The sequence below is a fragment of the Streptomyces sp. NPDC012466 genome, assembly GCF_042955215.1.
Taxonomy (GTDB): domain Bacteria; phylum Actinomycetota; class Actinomycetes; order Streptomycetales; family Streptomycetaceae; genus Streptomyces.
Window position 1 is genome coordinate 178224 of sequence record NZ_JBIBEQ010000007.1, and the last position, 21643, is coordinate 199866.

The 21643-nt window shown below is 73.5% G+C and carries 15 protein-coding genes and 1 pseudogene; 10 read left to right on the forward strand and 6 right to left on the reverse strand.

Going from position 1 to position 21643, the window contains the following annotated elements; all coding sequences use genetic code 11:
- Nucleotides 1-76: 76 nt before the first annotated feature.
- Nucleotides 77-940, reverse strand: a complete 864-nt coding sequence (locus ACFY9E_RS25680; protein WP_390987840.1) for an alpha/beta fold hydrolase — start codon at nucleotides 938-940, stop codon at nucleotides 77-79.
- A gap of 524 nt (nucleotides 941-1464) precedes the next feature.
- On the opposite strand from ACFY9E_RS25680, the gene ACFY9E_RS25685 reads away from it, so the two are divergent.
- Nucleotides 1465-1881 (forward strand): cobalamin B12-binding domain-containing protein, encoded by a 417-nt coding sequence (locus tag ACFY9E_RS25685; RefSeq protein ID WP_062928665.1) that lies wholly within the window; start codon nucleotides 1465-1467, stop codon nucleotides 1879-1881.
- A gap of 242 nt (nucleotides 1882-2123) precedes the next feature.
- Here the strand turns inward: ACFY9E_RS25685 and ACFY9E_RS25690 are convergent, their stop codons facing one another.
- On the reverse strand, nucleotides 2124-3818 hold the full coding sequence (locus ACFY9E_RS25690) for a DUF5691 domain-containing protein (protein WP_390987842.1): 1695 nt from the start codon (nucleotides 3816-3818) through the stop codon (nucleotides 2124-2126).
- Between the two features lie 205 nt (nucleotides 3819-4023).
- A complete protein-coding gene (locus ACFY9E_RS25695) occupies nucleotides 4024-5379 on the reverse strand; it encodes an SWIM zinc finger family protein (protein ID WP_390987844.1) in 1356 nt (451 codons plus the stop codon).
- A 144-nt stretch (nucleotides 5380-5523) separates the two neighbouring features.
- Between ACFY9E_RS25695 and ACFY9E_RS25700 the strand changes: the two genes are divergently transcribed.
- The 6 genes from ACFY9E_RS25700 to sucD all read left to right on the forward strand — a co-directional run bounded on the left by ACFY9E_RS25700 (nucleotide 5524) and on the right by sucD (nucleotide 14517).
- Complete coding sequence (locus ACFY9E_RS25700; RefSeq protein WP_390987845.1) at nucleotides 5524-6654, forward strand: AAA family ATPase; 1131 nt, start codon at nucleotides 5524-5526, stop codon at nucleotides 6652-6654.
- A gap of 79 nt (nucleotides 6655-6733) precedes the next feature.
- Complete coding sequence (locus ACFY9E_RS25705) at nucleotides 6734-9130, forward strand: DUF5682 family protein (RefSeq protein WP_390987847.1); 2397 nt, start codon at nucleotides 6734-6736, stop codon at nucleotides 9128-9130.
- A 139-nt stretch (nucleotides 9131-9269) separates the two neighbouring features.
- Nucleotides 9270-10436 carry a VWA domain-containing protein gene (locus ACFY9E_RS25710; protein ID WP_390987849.1) on the forward strand — a complete coding sequence of 389 codons (1167 nt, stop codon included), beginning with the start codon at nucleotides 9270-9272 and terminating at the stop codon, nucleotides 10434-10436.
- A gap of 296 nt (nucleotides 10437-10732) precedes the next feature.
- On the forward strand, nucleotides 10733-11926 hold the full coding sequence (locus ACFY9E_RS25715) for a hypothetical protein (protein ID WP_390987851.1): 1194 nt from the start codon (nucleotides 10733-10735) through the stop codon (nucleotides 11924-11926).
- A gap of 506 nt (nucleotides 11927-12432) precedes the next feature.
- Nucleotides 12433-13611, forward strand: coding sequence for an ADP-forming succinate--CoA ligase subunit beta (sucC, locus tag ACFY9E_RS25720; RefSeq protein WP_390987853.1), 1179 nt, complete (start codon nucleotides 12433-12435; stop codon nucleotides 13609-13611).
- Nucleotides 13612-13632: 21 nt separating this feature from the next.
- On the forward strand, nucleotides 13633-14517 hold the full coding sequence (gene sucD, locus ACFY9E_RS25725; protein ID WP_031132986.1) for a succinate--CoA ligase subunit alpha: 885 nt from the start codon (nucleotides 13633-13635) through the stop codon (nucleotides 14515-14517).
- Between the two features lie 198 nt (nucleotides 14518-14715).
- Here sucD and ACFY9E_RS25730 read toward each other — a convergent pair whose 3' ends face one another.
- A complete protein-coding gene (locus tag ACFY9E_RS25730; RefSeq protein WP_390987855.1) occupies nucleotides 14716-15981 on the reverse strand; it encodes a helix-turn-helix domain-containing protein in 1266 nt (421 codons plus the stop codon).
- Nucleotides 15982-16077: 96 nt separating this feature from the next.
- Between ACFY9E_RS25730 and ACFY9E_RS25735 the strand changes: the two genes are divergently transcribed.
- Nucleotides 16078-18108 carry a DUF6350 family protein gene (locus ACFY9E_RS25735; protein WP_390987856.1) on the forward strand — a complete coding sequence of 677 codons (2031 nt, stop codon included), beginning with the start codon at nucleotides 16078-16080 and terminating at the stop codon, nucleotides 18106-18108.
- A gap of 4 nt (nucleotides 18109-18112) precedes the next feature.
- Here the strand turns inward: ACFY9E_RS25735 and ACFY9E_RS25740 are convergent, their stop codons facing one another.
- A complete protein-coding gene (locus ACFY9E_RS25740) occupies nucleotides 18113-18904 on the reverse strand; it encodes a hypothetical protein (protein ID WP_390987858.1) in 792 nt (263 codons plus the stop codon).
- A 305-nt stretch (nucleotides 18905-19209) separates the two neighbouring features.
- Here ACFY9E_RS25740 and purN point away from each other — a divergent pair, with 305 nt between their 5' ends.
- Both purN and purH read left to right on the forward strand, forming a co-directional pair.
- Nucleotides 19210-19848: a phosphoribosylglycinamide formyltransferase gene (gene purN / locus ACFY9E_RS25745; protein WP_390987860.1), complete on the forward strand. Its 639-nt coding sequence runs from the start codon at nucleotides 19210-19212 to the stop codon at nucleotides 19846-19848.
- A complete protein-coding gene (gene purH / locus ACFY9E_RS25750; protein WP_390987861.1) occupies nucleotides 19845-21410 on the forward strand; it encodes a bifunctional phosphoribosylaminoimidazolecarboxamide formyltransferase/IMP cyclohydrolase in 1566 nt (521 codons plus the stop codon). Before purN ends, purH begins: the two co-directional genes overlap by 4 nt.
- A 49-nt stretch (nucleotides 21411-21459) precedes the next feature.
- On the opposite strand, the pseudogene ACFY9E_RS25755 reads toward purH, so the two are convergent.
- A pseudogene (locus ACFY9E_RS25755) lies at nucleotides 21460-21643 on the reverse strand (hypothetical protein); the annotation flags it as partial.

The window sequence follows — 21643 nt, forward strand, 5'->3', positions numbered from 1 at the left end:
GGGTTTGGTTCTGTGTTCGAAGTTTGTTCGATGTTGATCGGTGCTTCGGCGATGTGTGCCCGCTGTATGACGAGTCTCAGGCGACCGTCAGGCCGCCGGTGTGTTCGGCGGCCGGTTCGCCCGGGTGGGCCGTGTCGAGAACCTGCCGTATGCCGTTGGCGACGGCGGGGTGCACGGGCAGGGCGAGATGGCCGATGCCGGTCACGCGCACGTTCTGCGCCGTCAGGTCGGGATGGTCGATGCAGGCCGTCTCCACCGGGTCCATCACATGGTCCAGGTCGCTCCAGAAGCTGACGAAGTGCGTACGGCAGTCAGGGGCGGGCAGAGCGAGCTCCTCGAGCACCGGTGAGCCGGGGCGCATCTGGCGCACGATGGGGTGCGCGTTCGCCACGGGCATCACTCGGGTTCCGGCGTGCGGCGTGCCGAGCGTGACAAGGGTCCGCACACGTGTGTCGCCGCCGAGGCGCTGCACGTAGTAACGCGCAATCAGACCGCCGAGGCTGTGGCCGACGACATCGACCTGCGGGGACCCGGTGCGCTCGCAGATCTCCTCGATGTGCCGGCCGAACAGCTCGGCCGCGGCACGTATGTCGCAGGTCAGCGGCGAGTAGTTGAGGGACTCGATCCGCTGCCGGCCGTGCTGGGCGAGACTGCGGCGCAGCAGGACGAAGACCGAGCGGTTGTCGATGAAGCCGTGCAACAGGACGACCGGGGGCTTGGCCCGCGTGGGCAGTTGGGCGGCGCCGTCCGTGGGCGGTGCCGGAACGGGGGCTCGTCGTTCCTGGGTGATGCCCGACGGGTAGAGGAGGAGATGCCCGGCCAGGATCGCGAGCTCCAGGGCGGTGGCCTTCAGCAGGGCCAGGGGGAGTCCCGCCATCCTGCTCGGCAGCAGGCGCTCGCAGAGCGGCAGAAAGGGCAGAGCAGCCCTGGTGACCTTCATGGCCGACCTCCTGTCGGCACCCTGGAGGACGGCTCCGCCCCCCGTGTGCCCTCGTGGGAAGCAGCTGCGAAGACGGCCGGTGATGACCGCAAGAGCGGCGTGAGCCGCGTGAGCTGCGGGGTTGGAGCGCGGCGTGTGGCGTGTGTGACGCCGGAGGTGCGACGGAGGTCCCCGATCGGTGGGGTGACGAGATTCCCCGCTGGTGTGCCGTGTCCGCCCTGCGTGCTGTACGTGCGGTGCTTGCCCTGCGTGCCTTCGCCGAAGCACCTGACCGCCGCTGTGTGTGGTGGACGGCGCGGCGGTACGGCAACCCCGATGCGGCTCCCCTTGCGCTTGTCCCACCATGTGATTTCCCCCTCGCTATGCACCGCGAAACTGCCGGTTGCGGGATGCTGGAGATAACGTTCGTTCACTTGCCCGGACGGTTCGGGGTGGGGTGTCCGTGCGGTGCGGCGTGTACGGCTTGCCCGATGTGTGCGGTACTTGTCGGTACGGATGGATGTAGTCGCTTCATGGAGGCAGTGATGGGTGTGGCAGCCGGTCCGATCCGCGTGGTGGTGGCCAAGCCGGGGCTCGACGGCCACGATCGCGGGGCCAAGGTGATCGCGCGGGCCCTGCGCGACGCCGGTATGGAGGTCATCTACACCGGGCTCCACCAGACTCCCGAGCAGATCGTCGACACGGCGCTCCAGGAGGATGCCGACGCGATCGGGCTGTCCATCCTCTCCGGGGCGCACAACACGCTCTTCGCGGCGGTGATCGACCTGCTCAAGGAGCGGGACGCGGAGGACATCCTGGTCTTCGGCGGCGGGATCATCCCCGAGGCGGACATTCCCCTGCTGAAGGAGAAGGGCGTCGCGGAGATCTTCACTCCGGGCGCGACGACGGCGTCGATCGTGGACTGGGTGCGGACGAACGCGCGTCAGCCCGCCGAAGCGTAGGCCTCCGGCGGGCCGGCCGGGGTCGCCGTATCCAGCCGGGGCCGGGGCCGGGGCCCGAGCCGGTACCTCCCCGACTCGGGTGAGATCTTTCAGCGGGGCGGCCGCTTCCGGCGGTTGTCCCGGTCGTTCCGGCTGTTCCGGCCGTCCCGTTCGTTCCTGTCGTCCTGTTCGTTCCGGTCGTCGGCACGCCCGGCACTCGCCGGCTGCTGGTGGGCCGCCGTCGTCGGGCGGGCGGGCAGGGGTCAGGCCGCTCCCAGCTCCTCGGCCATCGCCGCACGCAGACGCAGGGTCGTGACGAGGCGCTGGAAGGCCTCCGCCCAGTAGCCGCCCGCTCCGGGAGACGCGTTCTCCGGTTCGTCCGGCACGGCCAGCAGGGCGTCGAGCCGGACGGCCTCGGACGGCTCGAGGCAGCGCTCGGCCAGGCCCATGACCCCGCTGAAACTCCATGGATAACTCCCCGCGTCCCGAGCGATGTTGAGCGCGTCCACCACGGCCCCACCGAGCGGCGCGGCCCAGGGCACCGCGCACACCCCCAGCAGCTGGAAGGCCTCGGACAGGCCGTGCGTGGCGATGAAGCCGGCCACCCACTCGGCCCGTTCCGCCGCGCCCAGCGTGCCGAGCAGCCTGGCGCGTTCGGCCAGGGACACCGCCCCCGGGCCACCCGCCTCCGGCGCCGACGGCTCACCGAGCAGCGCGCGGGCCCACTCGGCGTCCTCCTGGCGCACCGCCGCCCGGCACCATGCCGCGTGCAGCTCGCCCTGCCAGTCGTCCGCCACCGGCAGCGCCACGATCTCCCGGGGAGTACGCCCGCCCAGCCGCCGTGACCAGGTGCCGAGCGGCGCCGCCTCCACCAACTGACCGAGCCACCAGGACCGTTCTCCCCGACCCGCCGGGGCCTTCGCCACGACGCCGTCGCGCTCCATGCCCGGATCGCACTCGTGCGGCGCCTCGACGACGATCGTCGGGGTGTTCTGCGCGGTTCCCCCCGGTCCGTCTCCCCCCGGTCCGTCGTTCTCGCTGCCGGTCCCCGAGGGCCGCGCGGTCCGCATGTGGTCGATGGCGACGCAGGCTTCCGCCCGGACCGCCATGCGCGCGGCGAGCGCCGAACCGGGCAGGGACGACAGCAGCTCCGCCGCCGTCGCCCGGACGTTGCGGCTGCGGTCGTCCAGGGCCTGCTCCAGGAACGGCTCGTCGTCCGGACCCAGGCCCGCGCGCAGGGAGTCGAGGAACATCAGCCGGTCCTCGGCCCGTTCCGTCGCCCAGGTGGCCGTCAGCAGGTCGCGTGCGGCGGCCGGTTCACGTGAGCGCAGCGCGGACAGCAGGGCGACCCGTTCGGCGAACAGGCCCTCCTGCCACAGCCGCTGGATCCTGTCGTCGTCCTCGGGCTGCGGCAGGGCCGCTCCGCCGCCCGGGGTCGCGCGCAGGGCGAACCGCCAGTCCGGGTTGAGCCGCGCCAGCCACAGGGCCCGCGGCCCCGCGAACTCCAGTGCCGCCGGGCGCAGATCGGTACGCCCCCGGGCCGCGTCCAGCAGCGCCGGAAGCACCTGCGGGGGCGGTGCAAAACCACGGGCGTTCGCCGCCGCGAGCCATTGGGGCAGCAGCTCCACCAGGTCGGGTGCGGCGCCGCGCCGGCCCCCGCCGGACGGACCGGGCCGGTCGGCCAGCAGCATCGCGAGTCTGCGGGCGGCCGCAGGCGGCAGGGCCGGACGCGCGTCCTCGGGAGCCGGCTGCGGTCGCTCGGCCGCTCGCCCCGGGCGCAGACCGGCCCGTCGCCGCACGGTCTGCACGGCCGCCGCGTCCAGCAGGGCCGCGGGTGCGTCCGGGCCGGGAGCGCTGCCCGGCGGGGTGCGCCGGTCCGTGCCCAGCAGCGCGGTGGTGACGAGCCCCTCCCAGGCGTCCGCGCCGGGCGCGTCCACAGGAGCGGAGGTCCTGGTCATGAGCTTCCTTTCCGCGGGGCGCCCCGGTGGTTGAAGGCTCGCCCTTATCGGTTGTCCCGCGATGCCTGAAAGATTCGTGGATCTGTGGGATGCGTGCGCCGGGCCGGGTGGCCGGGTGGCCATGGGCGGGACCGGGGCCGGTGTCCGTGCCTGGGTCAGTGCTGGTGCTGGTGCTGGTGCTGGTGCCGGGGGCGGTGCCGCCGGCTCAGCAGAGGGCGACCGCCTCGCCCGGGCCCTCGGGCCAGGCCGTCAGCGGGGTGAAGCCCTGGTGGCCGCATTCGCCGAACACCCTGACCGGGGCACCGCCCGACAGGGCGACCAGCCGCCACAGGCCCGGCCGCGAACGCGCGGCGGGAGTGAGCGGCAACGCCGCGTCCTCGTCGGCGTCCGCCAGCTGCCAGGAGCCGCCGTCCGGAGCCGGGACGACCCGGTCCAGCGTCACCGGAACGGACTCCAGCCACGGGTCCTCGCGCAGGGCGTCGCCGTAACGGGCCACCGCCTGGGACGTCGTCATCCCCGGCGGACGTATCGCCGCGGGCGCGGGCGGGGCGAACTGCTCGCCCAGGGCCACCCGCGGTCGCCCGGCGCCCGGGTACGCGGACACCTCCGCCTCCAGGGCCAGCCCCACCGGCAGTGCCAGCTCCGGGGCGCGTCCGGCGGCGCCATAGGAGAGGAGCAGCACGGTCCGGCGCGACTCGGCGCCGTGCAGCCAGATCCGGCGGGTCGTCAGGCGCGAGTCCGTCGTGTCGTACTGCGCGAGGACCAGCCAGCGGTCCCGCAACGGCGGGCCGTCCGCGGAGGCCGGGAGTCCGATCCGGGAGCGGACCGTGGCGGCGAGGCCGTCCGGGAGCCGCTCGCGGCGCAGCCAGCCCTGGCCGAGGAGATGCAGCAGCGCACACTCCTCCAGCAGCCGCACCGGCCAGCCAGGACCCGTCGCCGGGATCGCCCCCAACTCCCGCACCCTGCCTGCCAGACCCTGGGCCTGGGCATCGACCATGCGGGCCGCCGTCTCCTCCCAGAGGCCGTACCCCGCCTGCTCCGCCGTCGCCAGGCCACTACGCAGCAGGTCCGTCAGACGCTGCTCCAGCTCCACCGCGCCCGCCGTGACCCGCTCGGCCCGGCGCTCCGCCCGGCGCCGCGCCGCCTCCGGATCAGCGGACCCGGACGGCGCACCGGAGCCGTCCCCGGCCTTCTTCTCCTCCGCGCGCTTGCGCCGCCCCGCCATCCACTGCCCGGCCCACTCCGGCGCCTGCCCTGGCGGCACCGCGGCGTCGTCGCCGGCCCAGAGCAGCAGCAGCCCGAGGGCGTGCTTGCACGGGAACTTGCGGCTCGGGCAACTGCACTTGTACGCGGGCCCGGCGGCGTCCGCGATGTCCACGACCGTCTGATACGGCTTGCTTCCGCTGCCCTTGCACAGCCCCCACACCGCCCCCTCGTCGGAACTCCCGGCCTCGGACCACGGCCCCGCCGCGCCGAGTTTGCTTCCCGCTTTGCGTGATGCGGCGTCAGGTGCCAGTGCCAGCACCTGGTCCGCCGTCCAGCGCACCCCCTGCTGAGTCATGCCATCGAAGGTAGATCCCACCACTGACAATCGGGTCCGCGATCGCCTCCGCAGGATGTTTTCGCAGGTCGGAACGCATTGTCAGTGGGGTGGTGCAACGTTGGTGCCAGATCCGAACCGGCCGAGCTGGAGGGGGACTTTGCCATGACTGTGGCCGTTGAGCCGACGTCCGTCGAAGCGGGGGAGACGAACGCGGCCCAGGCGTTGCGACCGCACGCCGAGGATGCCTTCGCCCATGAACTCGCCGTGCTGGCCGCCCAGGACGACCGTCCGCGCCCGGCCCGCTGGAAGCTGTCGCCCTGGGCCGTCGCGACCTACCTGCTCGGAGGCACACTGCCGGACGGCACGGTGATCAGCCCCAAGTACGTGGGACCGCGCCGCATCGTCGAGGTCGCCGTCACCACGCTCGCCACCGACCGCGCCCTGCTCCTGCTCGGCGTGCCGGGCACGGCGAAGACCTGGGTGTCCGAGCATCTGGCGGCGGCGGTCAGCGGTGACTCCACGCTGCTGGTGCAGGGCACCGCCGGCACCCCGGAGGAGGCCATCCGCTACGGCTGGAACTACGCGCAGCTGCTCGCCCACGGCCCGAGCCGCGACGCCCTCGTGCCCAGCCCCGTCATGCGGGCCATGGCGGAGGGCATGACGGCCCGCGTGGAGGAACTGACCCGGATCCCGGCCGACGTGCAGGACACGCTCATCACGATCCTGTCGGAGAAGACGCTGCCGATACCGGAACTGGGCCAGGAGGTGCAGGCCGTCCGCGGCTTCAACCTGATCGCCACGGCCAACGACCGCGACCGCGGGGTCAACGACCTGTCCAGCGCCCTGCGCCGCCGCTTCAACACCGTGGTGCTGCCGCTGCCGGAGAGCCCCGAGGCCGAGGTCGACATCGTCTCGCGGCGCGTCGACCAGATCGGCCGCTCCCTCGACCTGCCGGCCGCGCCCGAGGGGCTCGACGAGATCCGGCGGGTCGTCACGGTCTTCCGCGAGCTGCGCGACGGGGTTACGGCCGACGGCCGCACGAAGCTGAAGTCGCCCAGCGGCACGCTGTCCACGGCCGAGGCGATCTCCGTCGTCACCAACGGACTGGCTTTGGCGGCCCACTTCGGCGACGGCGTGCTGCGGCCGGGCGATGTCGCCGCGGGCATCCTCGGCGCGGTGGTCCGCGACCCGGCGGCGGACCGGGTCATCTGGCAGGAGTACCTGGAGACGGTCGTCCGCGAGCGCGACGGCTGGAAGGACTTCTACCGGGCCTGCCGCGAGGTGAGCGTGTGAGCGACGCGGGGCGGGAGCCCCGGGGGGTGGGGCGGCGGTTGCCGGCGGGATCGGGCGTGTGGGACGGGAGGGGGATGAAGTGACCGGTGTGGAAAGGGCCGTCGGCCAGGCGGCCGGGGCGGGGCCGGTGCTGCTCGGGGTGCGGCATCACGGGCCCGGATCCGCGCGGGCGGTGCGGGCGGCGCTGGAGGAGGTCCGGCCGCGGGTCGTGCTGATCGAGGGGCCGCCCGAGGCCGACGCGCTGGTCCCGCTCGCCGCCGACGAGGAGATGCGTCCGCCGGTCGCCCTGCTCGCCCATGCCGTGGACGAGCCCGGCCGCTCGGCGTTCTGGCCGCTGGCCGAGTTCTCCCCGGAGTGGGTCGCCCTCCGCTGGGCCCTGGAACACGACGTGCCGGCCCGCTTCATCGACCTGCCCGCCACCCACACGCTGGCCTGGGGTGGGCGGGAGGACGAGGCGGCGGCAGAGGGCGAACGCCCCCCGGAGGCCGAGAAGGCGGCGGACGGGGACACCGCCCCTGGCCCGGCCGCCCTGCGGATCGATCCGCTCGCAGTGCTCGCCGAAACCGCCGGTTACGACGACCCGGAGCGGTGGTGGGAGGACGTCGTGGAACACCGGGGCGCGGGAGCGGGCGACGCGCTCGCGCCGTTCACCGCGCTCGAGGAGGCCATGACCGCGCTGCGGGAGACCTACGGCAGCGGGGGACACGACCGGGACCTCGTGCGGGAGGCGTACATGCGGCTCCAGGTGCGCGCCGCCCAGCGGGAGTTCGAGGACGCCGTGGCGGTCGTCTGCGGGGCCTGGCACGTTCCCGCCCTGCGGCAGAAGACCACCGTCGCCGCCGACAAGGCGCTGCTGAAGGGGCTGCCCAAGGTCAAGACGGACATGACCTGGGTGCCGTGGACCCACCGCCGGCTGTCCCGGGACAGCGGGTACGGGGCCGGCATCGACTCGCCGGGCTGGTACGGGCACCTGTTCAGCGCCCCGGACCGGCCGGTCGAGCGGTGGCTGACCAAGGTGGCGGGGCTGCTGCGCGCCGAGGACCGGATGGTCTCCTCCGCGCACGTCATCGAGGCGGTGCGGCTGGCCGAGACCCTGGCGGCGATGCGCGGCCGTCCGCTGCCCGGCCTGAGCGAGACGACCGACGCGGTGCGGGCGGTGATGTGCGAGGGCTCGGACGTGCCGCTGGCACTGGTGCGGGACCGCCTCGTCGTGGGGGACGTGCTGGGGGAGGTGCCGCCGTCGGCGCCGGCCGTGCCGTTGCAGCGGGACCTCACCCGTTTGCAACGCCGGCTGCGGCTGAAACCGGAGGCGCTGGAGCGGGAGGTCGAGCTCGACCTGCGGAAGGAAAACGACGCCGCCCGCAGCAGGCTGCTGCACCGGCTGCGGCTGCTCGGCATCGCGTGGGGTGAACCGGCCGCCTCCCGGGGCAGCACGGGCACCTTCCGGGAGACGTGGCGGCTGCGCTGGGAGCCCGAGCTGGCCGTGCGGGTCGCCGAGGCCGGAGTGTGGGGGACGACCGTCCTGTCCGCCGCGACGGCCAAGGCGGAGGGGGACGCCGTCACCGCGGAGGGCCTCGCCGACGTCACGGGGCTCGCCGAGCGCTGCCTGCTGGCCGAACTGCCCGACGCGCTGCCCACCGTGATGCGGGTCCTCGCCGACCGGGCGGCCCTCGACACGGACGTCGGCCATCTCGCCCAGGCACTCCCGGCCCTGGTCCGCTCGCTGCGCTACGGCGACGTGCGCGGCACGGACACCGGGGCCCTGGCGGAGGTCGCGGCGGGACTCGCCGAGCGGGTCTTCGTCGGGCTGCCCCCCGCCTGCGCCGCGCTCGACGCGGACGCCGCCGAGGAGATGCGAGGTCATGTGGACGCGGTGCACGGAGCCGTCGGGCTCCTGGGCGACGCGCCCGCGGAGGGAAACGGCCGTCTGAGAGGCCGTTGGCAGGCGGTGCTGCGGGTGCTGTCCGGGCGGGACACCGTGCCCGGCGTGATCCGGGGGCGGGCCGTGCGGCTCCTGCTCGACGACGGGGAGCTGGCACAGGACGAGGCGGCACTGCTGATGGGACTCGTCCTGTCACCGGGCACACCGCCCGCCGACGCCGCCGCGTGGATCGAGGGGTTCGTCGGAGGGGGCTCGGGGGGCGGGATGCTCCTGGTGCACGACGAACGGCTGCTCGGGCTGGTCGACGCGTGGCTGACCGGCGTGCCGGCCGAGGCCTTCACGGACGTACTGCCCCTGCTGCGGCGGACGTTCTCGGCGTACGAGCCAGGCGTGCGCCGGACCATCGGTGAACTGGTCCGACGCGGACCGGGAGCCGGGGGCGGCGCGACCGTCACCGGCGCTGGGACACCCGGCTTCGCGGCCGAGCTCGACCCGGCGCGCGCGGACGCCGTGCTGCCGGTCGTGCGGCTGCTGCTCGGGCTGGACGAAGTGGACGAGAACACCGGCAACGACCTGACGGGGGTGAGGGGATGACGACCCAGGCACTGAGGGAGCGGGCGACGACACCGGAAGAGAGGGACACCGCGACGGGCGGGCTCCGGGCGGAAGGGCGGCCGGCGACGGCCGTGCCGGTGATCCCGCTGTGGGAACGGGCTCGCCAGGGAGGACGGGGATGACGTCCCGGACGACGGACCCGGCTCAGGAGCGGCTGCGGCGGTGGCGGCTCGTGCTCGGAGGCGACGCGGCGGACGGCACCGGCTGTGCGCTGTCGGGGCAGGACGCGGCGATGGACGGCGCGCTCACCGCGCTCTACGGCAGGAAGGACGGCGCGTCACAGGGCGGCCGGGACCGTTCGGCGGGGCTCGGGGCGTCGGCGCCGTCCGTGGCGCGCTGGCTCGGGGACATCCGCACCTACTTCCCGTCCTCCGTCGTGCAGGTCATGCAGCGCGACGCCATCGACCGGCTCGGACTCGCCACGCTGCTGCTGGAGCCGGAGATGCTGGAGGCGGTGGAGGCCGACGTGCACCTCGTCGGCACGCTCCTGTCACTCAACAAGGCGATGCCGGAGACGACGAAGGACACGGCCCGGGCCGTCGTGCGCAAGGTCGTCGAGGACCTGGAGAAGCGGCTCGCCACCCGCACCCGGGCCACCCTCACCGGTGCGCTGGACCGCAGCGCCCGCATCAGCCGGCCCCGCCACCACGACATCGACTGGAACCGCACGATCGCGGCCAACCTCAAGCACTACCTGCCCGAGTACCGAACGATCGTGCCGGAACGGCTCATCGGCTACGGGCGGGCGACCCAGTCCACCAAGAAGGAGGTCATCCTCTGTATCGACCAGTCGGGATCCATGGCGGCATCCGTTGTGTACGCATCGGTGTTCGGGGCGGTGCTCGCCTCGATGCGGACGATCTCCACGCGACTCGTCGTCTTCGACACGGCGGTCGTCGACCTCACGGACCAACTGGACGACCCGGTCGACGTGCTGTTCGGCACGCAGCTCGGCGGTGGCACGGACATCAACCGGGCGCTCGCGTACTGCCAGTCGCAGATCACCCGGCCCGCGGAGACGGTGGTCGTGCTGATCAGCGACCTCTACGAAGGCGGCATCCGCAACGAGATGCTCAAACGGGTCTCCGCGATGAAGGCCTCGGGCGTGCAGTTCGTGACGCTGCTGGCGCTCTCGGACGAGGGGGCACCCGCGTACGACCGGGAACACGCGGCGGCGCTCGCGGCGCTGGGGGCACCGGCCTTCGCGTGCACGCCCGATCTGTTTCCCGAGGTGATGGCCGCGGCGATCGAGAAGCGGCCGTTGCCGATACCGGACGCGGCGTGAAGAACTCGGCTTGAAAGGGTTCCGCGTGAGGGCTTCCGCCTGAAGGGCTGTGCGTGGAGGGCTGCGCGTGAGGGTCGGATGGCGACTTGGTCGATGCATGGTCGTCCGGCGTGCAGCAGCGAAGCGGACATGACGGCCCGTCGGTGGGTAAGGGCTTGCGCAACCTCCGCACTCCCGTGCGAGGATCGGCGCCTGCTCGGCCGTGCGTGATGCCGGCTGGGCGGTACCGCTTCCGTCGCACGGGAGGAAGCCCCCACTTGATCTGGTCAGCAGCCCTGCCCGATGCCGTGTTGCGCATGCCGCGCACAGTGGCCGGGCGACGCGCGCTCCACGTGGCGCTGCTGGTGGGCGGGTTGCTGGTCATCGGGCTCCTATGGGGGGAACGGGCGTATGCGGAGAACGGCGGGGCGGCGTCACCGGAGGTCCGTGCCGGTGTGACGGCGGTGACGGCGAAGGCCGAGCGACCGAGGCACCTGGAGCGCAACAGGTCCCCCAAGCAGCCGTCGATCCCGGCGCTGTCGGGTCGCCGGGCACTGTCCGACCTCCGGGTGCGGTCCGACCTCTCGGCGCTGCCCGAGCCGGCAGTACGCCCGGCCCTGCCCGACCTCCCGGTTCCGCCCGACCTGCCTGAACCCCCGGTCTCGCCCGCGCTGCCGGACCTGCCACGGTTGCCGGGCAAGCCGGGGCTGCCCGGCGATTCCGTGCTCCCCACCGTGCCTGCGCTGTCGGTCTCGCCCGTGCTGCCGGACCTGCCACGGTTGCCGGGCAAGCCGGGGCTGCCCGGCGATTCCGTGCTCCCCACCGTGCCTGCGCTGTCGGTCTCGCCCGCGCTGCCCGCCTCGCCCCCGCTGCCGGACCCGCCCGGACTGCCGGACCCGCCCGGACTGCCGGACCTGCCCGGACCGCCCGGATCAGTCGCGCTGCCGGCCCTCCCCGTCCCACCCGGCGAGCACGTAGCGCTGCCCGGAGTGCCCGGGCTCCCCCCGCTACCCGGCAGCCAGTCGGCACCACCGGGCCACCTGCCCGGCCTCCCCCTGCTCCCCGGTCAGCCGGAGCCATCGGGCCCCCCTCTCCCCGCCCCGGTCACGGCTGGCCCGCAACCGGAAGGGACGGCGGCGCGAGGGGTCGTTCTTCCGAAGCGGACCACGGCCCCGGGCGCCACCGCCCGGGGCAGCGGGCCGCACGCCACCCGTGCCCACCACGTCAGACCGGTGGACCACCCCGGCCGTCCGAACCGCTCACATCACCTCCGCCCGGCCCCTCCCTCCCCGCACGCCGGGCTTACCCCGGCCGGTCACCCGGCAGACGGCCGTCCCGGGGTGCTCGGGAATCGGGTCATGGCCGACAGCGGCTCGTCGCGTCACGGCGACGCCCACGCCCTCCCCCCGGGCCGCCGGGCACCGCTCAGGCTCGTGCCCGGTGCCGCGGCCCGCACCCCCCTGGCCGGCACCAGGGGCGGCCAACGGGACATCCCCCTCTTCCCCGGCTAGTACGAACGGATCACCCGGGCGGCTTGCAGCAGACCCGTCCGGGACGCCCATGGCGGCCCTTCCCCCAAGTGCTTCACGAGGCCTCACGCCCGTACGGCCGAAAGCCGTCGGTTGTCCGGGACCGAGACCTCGTGGAAGGGCCGGGTGATCCCCATCGGGGTGGGGACCGACCGGCCCGCACCCCGGAGAGCCGGGCCCTGAACAGGGCCTCGGTACTCCTCCGGAGGTGTCCGGCGGGCCTCACCGGGTCAACCCCAGCCCGGTGAGGCCCCTCACCCCCGGCACGCCGTGCCAGAGAGCGCGGCATCATGTGACAGGTATCACCGCTCAGGTGTGACCCTCGATTTAGAGGCCCCCCGCAAGCAGCGATAACCTGCGAGACGGACATGCCGCGCGCTCGGACACCGTGTGCGCCTCCCTTGTGACAGACAGCGGACGTCACGTTGCCCTCGCGGCACGCCCACGCAGACAACGAACCGCGAGATCACTGATAGGGACGGAAGCGCGTGGACCTGTTCGAGTACCAGGCGAGGGACCTCTTCGCCAAGCACGATGTACCGGTGCTGGCCGGTGAAGTCATCGACACGCCTGAGGCGGCCCGCGCAGCCACCGAGCGCCTCGGTGGCAAGTCCGTCGTCAAGGCCCAGGTGAAGGTCGGCGGCCGCGGCAAGGCCGGTGGCGTCAAGCTCGCCGCCACCCCCGACGAGGCGGTCGAGCACGCGACCAACATCCTCGGCATGGACATCAAGGGCCACACGGTCCACAAGGTGATGATCGCCGAGACGGCCCCGGAGATCGTGGAGGAGTACTACGTCTCCTTCCTCCTGGACCGTGCCAACCGCACCTTCCTCTCCATCGCGTCCGTCGAGGGCGGCATGGAGATCGAGGAGGTGGCGGCCACCCGCCCCGACGCCGTCGCCAAGACGCCGATCGACGCCAACGAGGGTGTCACCGAGGAGAAGGCCCGCGAGATCGTCGCGGCCGCCAAGTTCCCGGCCGAGGTCGCCGACAAGGTCGTGAACGTCCTGGTCAAGCTGTGGGACACCTTCATCAAGGAGGACGCCCTCCTGGTCGAGGTCAACCCGCTGGCCAAGGTCGCCTCCGGTGACGTCATCGCCCTGGACGGCAAGGTCTCCCTGGACGAGAACGCCGAGTTCCGTCAGCCGGAGCACGAGGCCCTCCAGGACAAGGACGCGGCCAACCCGCTCGAGGCCGCCGCCAAGGCGAAGAACCTCAACTACGTCAAGCTCGACGGCGAGGTCGGCATCATCGGCAACGGCGCGGGTCTCGTCATGAGCACCCTGGACGTCGTCGCGTACGCCGGTGAGGCGCACGGCGGCGTCAAGCCGGCCAACTTCCTCGACATCGGCGGTGGCGCCTCCGCCGCCGTCATGGCGAACGGCCTGGAGATCATCCTCGGCGACCCGGACGTCAAGTCCGTCTTCGTCAACGTCTTCGGTGGCATCACCGCCTGTGACGAGGTCGCCAACGGCATCGTCCAGGCGCTGCAGCTGCTCAAGGACAAGGGTGAGGACGTCACCAAGCCCCTCGTCGTCCGTCTGGACGGCAACAACGCGGAGCTCGGGCGCAAGATCCTCTCCGACGCCAACCACCCGCTGGTGCAGCGTGTGGACACCATGGACGGAGCGGCCGACAAGGCCGCCGAGCTCGCGGCTGCGAAGTAAGGGACGAGGGACTAAACAGCCATGGCTATCTTCCTCAACAAGGACAGCAAGGTCATCGTCCAGGGCATGACCGGTGCCACGGGCATGAAGCACACCAAGCTCATGCTGGCCGACGGCACGAACATCGTCGGTGGCGTGAACCCCCGCAAGGCCGGCACGTCCGTCGACATCGACGGCAACGACATCCCGGTCTTCGGCACGGTCGCCGAGGCGATCGAGAAGACGGGCGCGAACGTGTCCGTGCTCTTCGTCCCGCCGGCGTTCGCCAAGGCCGCGGTCGTCGAGGCCATCGACGCCGAGATCCCGCTCGCGGTCGTCATCACCGAGGGCATCGCGGTCCACGACTCGGCCGCGTTCTACGCGTACGCCGTGTCCAAGGGCAACAAGACCCGGATCATCGGCCCGAACTGCCCCGGTCTCATCACGCCGGGCCAGTCCAACGCCGGCATCATCCCGGGCGACATCACCAAGCCGGGCCGCATCGGCCTGGTCTCGAAGTCCGGCACGCTGACGTACCAGATGATGTACGAGCTGCGCGACATCGGCTTCTCCTCCGCCGTCGGCATCGGTGGCGACCCGGTGATCGGGACGACCCACATCGACGCCCTCGCCGCGTTCGAGGCCGACCCCGACACCGACCTGATCGTCATGATCGGTGAGATCGGCGGCGACGCCGAGGAGCGGGCCGCGGCCTTCATCAAGGAGAACGTGAAGAAGCCGGTCGTCGGCTACGTCGCGGGCTTCACCGCGCCCGAGGGCAAGACCATGGGCCACGCCGGCGCCATCGTCTCCGGCTCCTCCGGCACGGCCGCCGCGAAGAAGGAGGCCCTCGAGGCCGCCGGCGTCAAGGTCGGCAAGACGCCGACCGAGACGGCCAAGCTGGCGCGCGCCATTCTCGGCAGCTGAGTACAGCCTCACCGGCTGAACGACGCCGTAGCGCACACCGATGGGCCCGCTCCCCGAACGGGGGCGGGCCCATCGGCCTGTCCGCGGTCGAGCGCCGTGCCCGCCCCGCCGGCCGGTTCCGCCGCGCCCGACGGCTCGCTCGCGCGCCGCAATGGCCCGTTTGCGCGACCGCCGCGTCGGCCGGTTCCGTCCCGCCCGTCACCGCGGCTGCGGCTGCAATCGGTCGGGGCCCTTCTGCTCCTCCTCGCGCAGCTTCGCGCGCAGTTCCCGCTCCGACTCCGACAGCGGTCCGGGAGCGACCGGTGGCGGCACGCCCTGGACCGTCTCTCCCGCCGGTACCGGCGGCTCGTAGTGGGTGGGGGCCGTGCGGACGGTGAGGGCCGTGGTGCCGATCAGGGCGACCGTGAAGGCGATGGCGGCCCGGGTCCAGAAGCGGGCCCGGCGCTCGCCGCCCCTGCGGACGGTCAGGGGTGTGGAGGCACGCAGCCGCTCGGTGGAGGCCAGCTCGACCAGCCGCCAGTGCAGAGTTTCCGGGTCCGCCAGCTCCGGCAGCCGCTCGGCGACCGCCTCGCGCGCGTGCGCCAGCCGGTTCACGGCAGCGCGGGTGCTCGCCTCCGTCTCCGCCGCCGTCTCCGGCAGGCCGAGCCCGACCCCGTCGTAGAGCACGAGCGTGCGGCGGTAGGACGGCGGGAGCTTCAGCAGGGTGTCCATCAGCGCACGGTCGAGGGCGTCGGGCGGGGGTGGCTCGGGGTACCGGTGACGCGACCGGAACCGGTGCCACGGGGAGAGCGCGCACTCGTACGCCATCGCACGCACCCAGCCCGCCGGGTCGCGGTCGCGGGCCACCTCGGGCCACCTCTGCCAGGCGATCTGGAAGGCCCGTTCCACCGACTCCCGGGCCAGTTCGCGGCGGCCGGTCAGCAGGTAGGTCTGCCGGACGAGGGCGGGGGCGCAGAAGGCGTACAGGGCGTCGAAGGCCTGGTCGGGGGTCAGGGCGGCGATGGCGTCGTCCGGCCGGCGCGGTGACGTCGTACGCGGGCGGTCCGTGAGGATGACGCGGTGTCCGTGGGGGACAGGGGTGTTGCTCCGGTCGGGGACGGTGACGGGTCCTCGGCTCCGGTCCTTCGCGGCGGGCCGTTTCCGGTCGGTGGGAGCGGGCTTGCGCCGGGCCCGGGCGGCTCGCCGGGAAGCCGCCTCCCCGGGCAAAGTCACCGGCTCACCGGCATCGGCGGCGTTCTCCTGAGGGGAGGTCATCTCCGCCTCCTCGCCCAGTGAGTTGAGCAGCTTCGCGTACTTCTCCCCTTTGCGGCCGCGCGGCGTGGAGCGGCCGGTCTCCCACCCGCGCACCGTCTCGCTGGTGACGCCCACCCGGGATGCCAGCTGAGCCCGCGTCAGCGAGGCGGCCTCGCGCAGGCGTCGGCGTTCCTTGGGCGGGGGGAGGGGGATGGCAGGGCTCTGTGTCACAGGGCGCCCCTCCGTCCAGAAAAGAACATAAACGTATATTGAGCGACACAGCGAGGGTTCGCCTGTTACGACGGGAAAGCGCGTGTCGTTGGGAGCATGGCGGTCGTGATCGAGATGACCGCTCGCCGACGTTCGCCGTCGCCCCTGCTCACCCGGATGCGCGACCGTTCGCCCGGACTGGCCGGCGGTTTCACGGGTGGTGCGCTCGCGGCGGGCCTGGGACTCGCGTCGTTCGCCGTGCTCGTGATGCTGCTGTGGATCAGCTCGCCGTATCCCGACAGCGGGCCCGGCGGGGCCATGCACGTGGCGGCGGCTCTGTGGCTGCTGGCGCACGGTGCCGAGCTGGTCCGCACCGACACGCTCTCCGGTGTCCCCGCTCCCATGGGCATCCCGCCCCTGCTGCTGCTGGCGTTGCCGGTGTGGCTGCTGCACCGGGCGGCACGAGACGCCACGGACGGTGGGGGAGGAGACGAGGACGACGACTCGGGGGCGGACGCCGGGCCGGTCGCGGCCCCGCCCCCGGTCGCCCCTCGCACGGCGTGGGCGGGCGTGGTCCTCGGGTACGTCGCCGTCGCCGTGCCCGCCGCCCTGTACGCCGCCGGCGGGGCGCTGCGCCCGTCCTGGGTGGGGACGGGGGTGTGCGTCCTGCTGGTCGCCGTCGTGGCGGCGGGGGCGGGCGTGTGGTCGGCGTACGGCCGTCCGCACAGGCCGCTGCGGCGGCTGCTGGGTGCGCTGCCGGTGGGAGTGCGCCCGCTGGTGCTCGGCCCGGACGGGCGCCCGGGTGTCGCCGCCCGGGCGGCGGCGGCCGGGGTGGCGGTGCTCCTCGGCGGCGGTGCGCTGCTGGTGACGGTGTCGCTGGTGGGGCATGGCGCGACGGCCCAGGCGTCGTTGCTCCGGCTGACCGAGGGGTGGTCGGGGCGGTTCGCCGTGCTGCTGCTGTGCGCGGCCCTCGTCCCCAACGCGGCGGTGTGGGGTGCCGCCTACGCCCTCGGCCCGGGTTTCACCCTCGGTGCCGGCCACGCGGTCGGTCCGCTGTCCTCGGCTCCGGCCCCGTTCCTGCCGCCGTTTCCGTTGCTGGCGGCGGTGCCGGAGGCGGGGGAGGGGACGCCGCTGCACTGGGCGGCCGGGGTGGTGCCGATGGTCGCCGGGGTGGTCGTGGGCTGGACGGTGGCCAAGCGGGCGGCGTCCGCGGAGGGTGCCGCGACGAGGCCGGGCAGTGCGCGGCCCGAGGTCTGGTCGACCGGCCGCACGGCCCGTGCCGCGGCGCTGGCTTCTCTGCTGGGCGCCGTGGTGCTCGGGGGGCTGGCCGCGCTGTCGGGCGGCCCCCTCGGCTCCGGAGTGCTGTCCCGTTTCGGCCCGGTCTGGTGGCAGGTGGGCGCCGCGACGCTGGCCTGGCTGGGGCTGCCGGCGATCCCGACGGCGATCGGCGTACGGGCCTGGCGGTGCCGGTCGCCGCGGGCGGCGGAGCCGACGATCGGCAGGCAGCGGGAGGACACGGCTCAGGGCGCCCATGGGGCCGGGCGGCTGCGGAAGGGTGTACGGCTCGGCCGCGGTTGGTTCACGCGCACCGGGGTCGCCGGGGTCTCCGGGGTCGCCGGGATCGCGGGAGTGGCCGGGGGCGCCGGAGCCACCGACGCCAGTCGGGCGGCCGTGGCGTCTCGGGGAGCCGGGGATTCTCGGGGCACCGGAGCGGCCGACGCCGCCGGGGGTACCGGGCGGGCCGGGGGCTTCGAGGGTGGCGGACGTTTCCGGGGTGCCGGAGCGGTCGACGCCGCCGGGGGTGCCGGGTGCTACGACGACGGCGGACGTTCCCGGAGTTCCAAAGCCGCCGACGCCGGTCCGGGTGCCGCGCGCGCCAGGGGCGACGACGGCGCCGCCTACTTCTGGGATCCAGGAGATCCGGGAGGCGCCTGGGGCGTCGGTGACCCGGGACGCCCCGGGCGCGACACGGCACCGGCGGACGCCACCCCGGCGCCACACCCCTCCGACCCCGAACCGGACACGACCTACGCCCCGTACGCCCCCTACGAGCCCTTCGAGTACGACTTCCTGCCGCCCGGCCCGGCCCCCGAGCCGCACGACGCTCCGGCCCCGCCCGACCGGCCCTCCCCGCCGGAGAACCGCTAGGGCGTCAGTCGTCCGTCTCCAGGAACCCCCGGAGTTTCTCCGGCAGAAGCGTGGAGCAGGACTGCTTCGCCTCGTTGGTCAGGGCGTCGTTGGTGCACGTGTAGTAGTCGCGGTAGACCAGCTGCGCCGTGAAGGACGCGGCGACCAGGGCGATCGCCAGGGACGCCGTGACCAGGCCGCTCACCGCCGCCGTCGTCTGAGGACGGCCGCCCTGCTGCTCGGGGGCCGGGGAGTCCGGGTCGGGCCGGTGGGGCTTGGCCCGCAGGGAGCTGATGGCCCAGTAGAGGGCGAGCGCGCCGAGCAGCAGGGCCACGTACGGCCAGCTGAAGAGGGCGAAGAAGAAGGCCCACATGCCCGACAGCAGGGCATAGCGCGCCCGGCGCTGCGCGGGGTCCGTTGGGTCCCAGCGCATGTTCGGGCCGCCGCCCTGGGGGCCGCCCTGGCCCTCGGGCCCGCCGCGGGGACGCTCACCGAAGCCGCCGGGGGAACGGCCGGGCTGCCGGTCGCTCCACTGACTGCCCCAGGACGAGCGGTCGCGCCCGCCACCGTCTCCGGAATCCTGGGAGCCGTCACCCGACGGGCGTCGCGGCTGCCAGGGCCGGTCCGGGGTGCCCTCGGGGGGCGGGGCGAAGGGGTTGTCCTCCTGGGACCCGCGCCCCCGCCCGTCCCCGCCGTCGCCGCCCGAAGGCGCGTCGGGCGGTGTGCTGGAGCGCTCCCGCAGCAGCACGGCGCCGCGCTCCCCTCCCTGCGGCGACAGCTGGGGGAACGTGAGGAGTCGCAGGCTGCGGTCCGGCATCAAGTGAGCGTCTTCCCGTTGGTGAGGAGGAATGAGTGGACGGAACGGAACGGCGTCGGACCCGGGTCCGTCACCTCCTGAACGCACCACGTCCGGACGTCGTTCCCGAACCGGCTCCGCCCAGACGCTACCTTCCGGCCGTGCCCCCGTCCCGTGGGGGCCGTCCGGTGTGCCGGTATCGTTGCTGACGGTCGGCCGGTTCGTAGGCTTCCCCGTATCCGGGGACGCGAAGCATTCGTATGAATGTACAAAACGTTGAGCGCCGGCCACCTTGGACAGACATTTCCCCGAGAAAGGCCTCCACCGTGGCCGCCAAGCCCGTGGCCCCGCGCGCCAAGCGCCTCGTCGTGCTGGTCTCCGGATCCGGCACCAACCTTCAGGCGCTGCTCGACGAGATCGCCGCCGTCGGCGCGCAGGAGTACGGGGCCGAGATCGTGGCCGTCGGCGCGGACCGCGAGGGGATCGAAGGGCTGGCGCGTGCCGAGCGCGCGGGACTGCCGACCTTCGTGTGCAAGGTCAAGGACCACGGCAGCCGCGAGGAGTGGGACGCCGCCCTCGCCGAGGCCGTCGCCGCCCATGAGCCCGATCTCGTCGTCTCCGCCGGGTTCATGAAGATCGTCGGCAAGGAGTTCCTCGCGCGGTTCGGCGGGCGGTTCGTCAACACGCACCCCGCGCTGCTGCCCAGTTTCCCGGGGGCCCACGGCGTACGGGACGCGCTCGCGTACGGCGCCAAGGTCACCGGCTGCACCGTCCACTTCGTCGACGACGGCGTCGACACCGGGCCGATCATCGCGCAGGGCGTGGTGGAGATCCGGGACGAGGACGACGAAGGCGCTCTGCACGAGCGCATCAAGGAAGTCGAGCGAAGGCTGCTCGTCGAGGTCGTGGGGCGCCTCGCCCGCAACGGCCATCGCATTGAGGGACGAAAGGTAGTTATCCAGTGACCGCCGAGAGCAACAAGCGGCCCCTTCGCCGGGCGCTCGTCAGCGTCTACGACAAGACCGGGCTGGAGGACCTCGCGCGCGGGCTCCACGAGGCCGGGGTCGAGCTCGTCTCCACCGGCTCCACCGCCGCGAAGATCGCCGCTGCCGGCGTCCCCGTCACCAAGGTCGAGGAGCTCACCGGCTTCCCCGAGTGCCTGGACGGCCGGGTCAAGACCCTGCACCCCCGGGTCCACGCCGGCATCCTCGCCGACCTGCGCCTGGAGGACCACCGGCGGCAGCTCGCCGAGCTGGGTGTCGAGCCGTTCGACCTCGTCGTCGTCAACCTCTACCCGTTCCGCGAGACCGTCGCCTCCGGCGCCTCGCCCGACGAGTGCGTCGAGCAGATCGACATCGGCGGCCCTTCGATGGTCCGGGCCGCCGCCAAGAACCACCCGTCGGTCGCGGTCGTCACCAGCCCCGCGCGGTACGCCGATGTGCTCAAGGCCGTCCAGAACGGCGGCTTCGACCTCGCCACCCGCAAGCGGCTCGCCGCCGAGGCCTTCCAGCACACGGCCGCCTACGACGTCGCGGTCGCCTCCTGGTTCGCCTCCTCCTACGCCCCCGTCGACGAGTCGCGGTTCCCCGACTTCCTCGGCGCCACCTGGGAGCGCGAGCACACCCTGCGCTACGGCGAGAACCCGCACCAGCCGGCCGCGCTCTACGCCTCCCCGGAGGGCGGCGGTCTCGCCCGGGCGGAGCAGCTGCACGGCAAGGAGATGTCGTACAACAACTACACGGACACGGACGCCGCCCGCCGTGCCGCGTACGACCACGCCGAGCCGTGCGTCGCGATCATCAAGCACGCCAACCCGTGCGGCATCGCGATCGGCGCGGACGTCGCCGAGGCGCACCGCAAGGCGCACGCCTGCGACCCGCTGTCGGCGTTCGGCGGTGTGATCGCGGTCAACCGCCCGGTCAGCAAGGAGATGGCCGAGCAGGTCGCGGAGATCTTCACCGAGGTCATCGTCGCGCCCGGCTACGAGGACGGGGCCCTGGAGGCCCTCACCAAGAAGAAGAACATCCGCGTGCTGCGCTGCCCCGACGGCCCCTCGGCCCCGGTCGAGGTCAAGCCCATCGACGGCGGCGCGCTGCTCCAGGTCACCGACCGCCTCCAGGCCGACGGCGACGACCCGGCCGACTGGACGCTGGCGACCGGCGAGGCGCTGAGCGCCGACGAGCTGGCCGAGCTGGCCTTCGCCTGGAAGGCCTGCCGCGCGGTGAAGTCCAACGCGATCCTGCTCGCCAAGGACGGCGCCTCGGTGGGCGTCGGCATGGGGCAGGTCAACCGCGTCGACTCCGCGAAGCTCGCCGTCGAGCGGGCGGGCGCCGAGCGCGCCGCGGGCGCGTACGCCGCGTCCGACGCGTTCTTCCCCTTCCCGGACGGCCTGGAGATCCTCACCGAGGCCGGAGTGAAGGCCGTGGTCCAGCCCGGCGGATCGGTCCGCGACGAACTGGTCGTGGAGGCCGCGCAGAAGGCCGGCGTCACGATGTACTTCACGGGGACGCGGCACTTCTTCCACTGAGAGTGCCGGTGGAGCGGGCCGGCGGCACAGCCGGCCCGCTCCGTACGGCTCAGCCGTCGATCTCGTACCGCCCGACCTCCAGGAAGTACCGCAGCTCCTCCGGAGTGCCGTCCATGGCATCCTCGGCGGCGGCCCGGAGCGCCGCGCTGATGGTCGGGTCGGCGAGGATGCGGGCGATGGTGACGCGGTCGTCCTCGGCCTGGGCCAGGCGGTGGCCGGTCTCCAGGAACGCG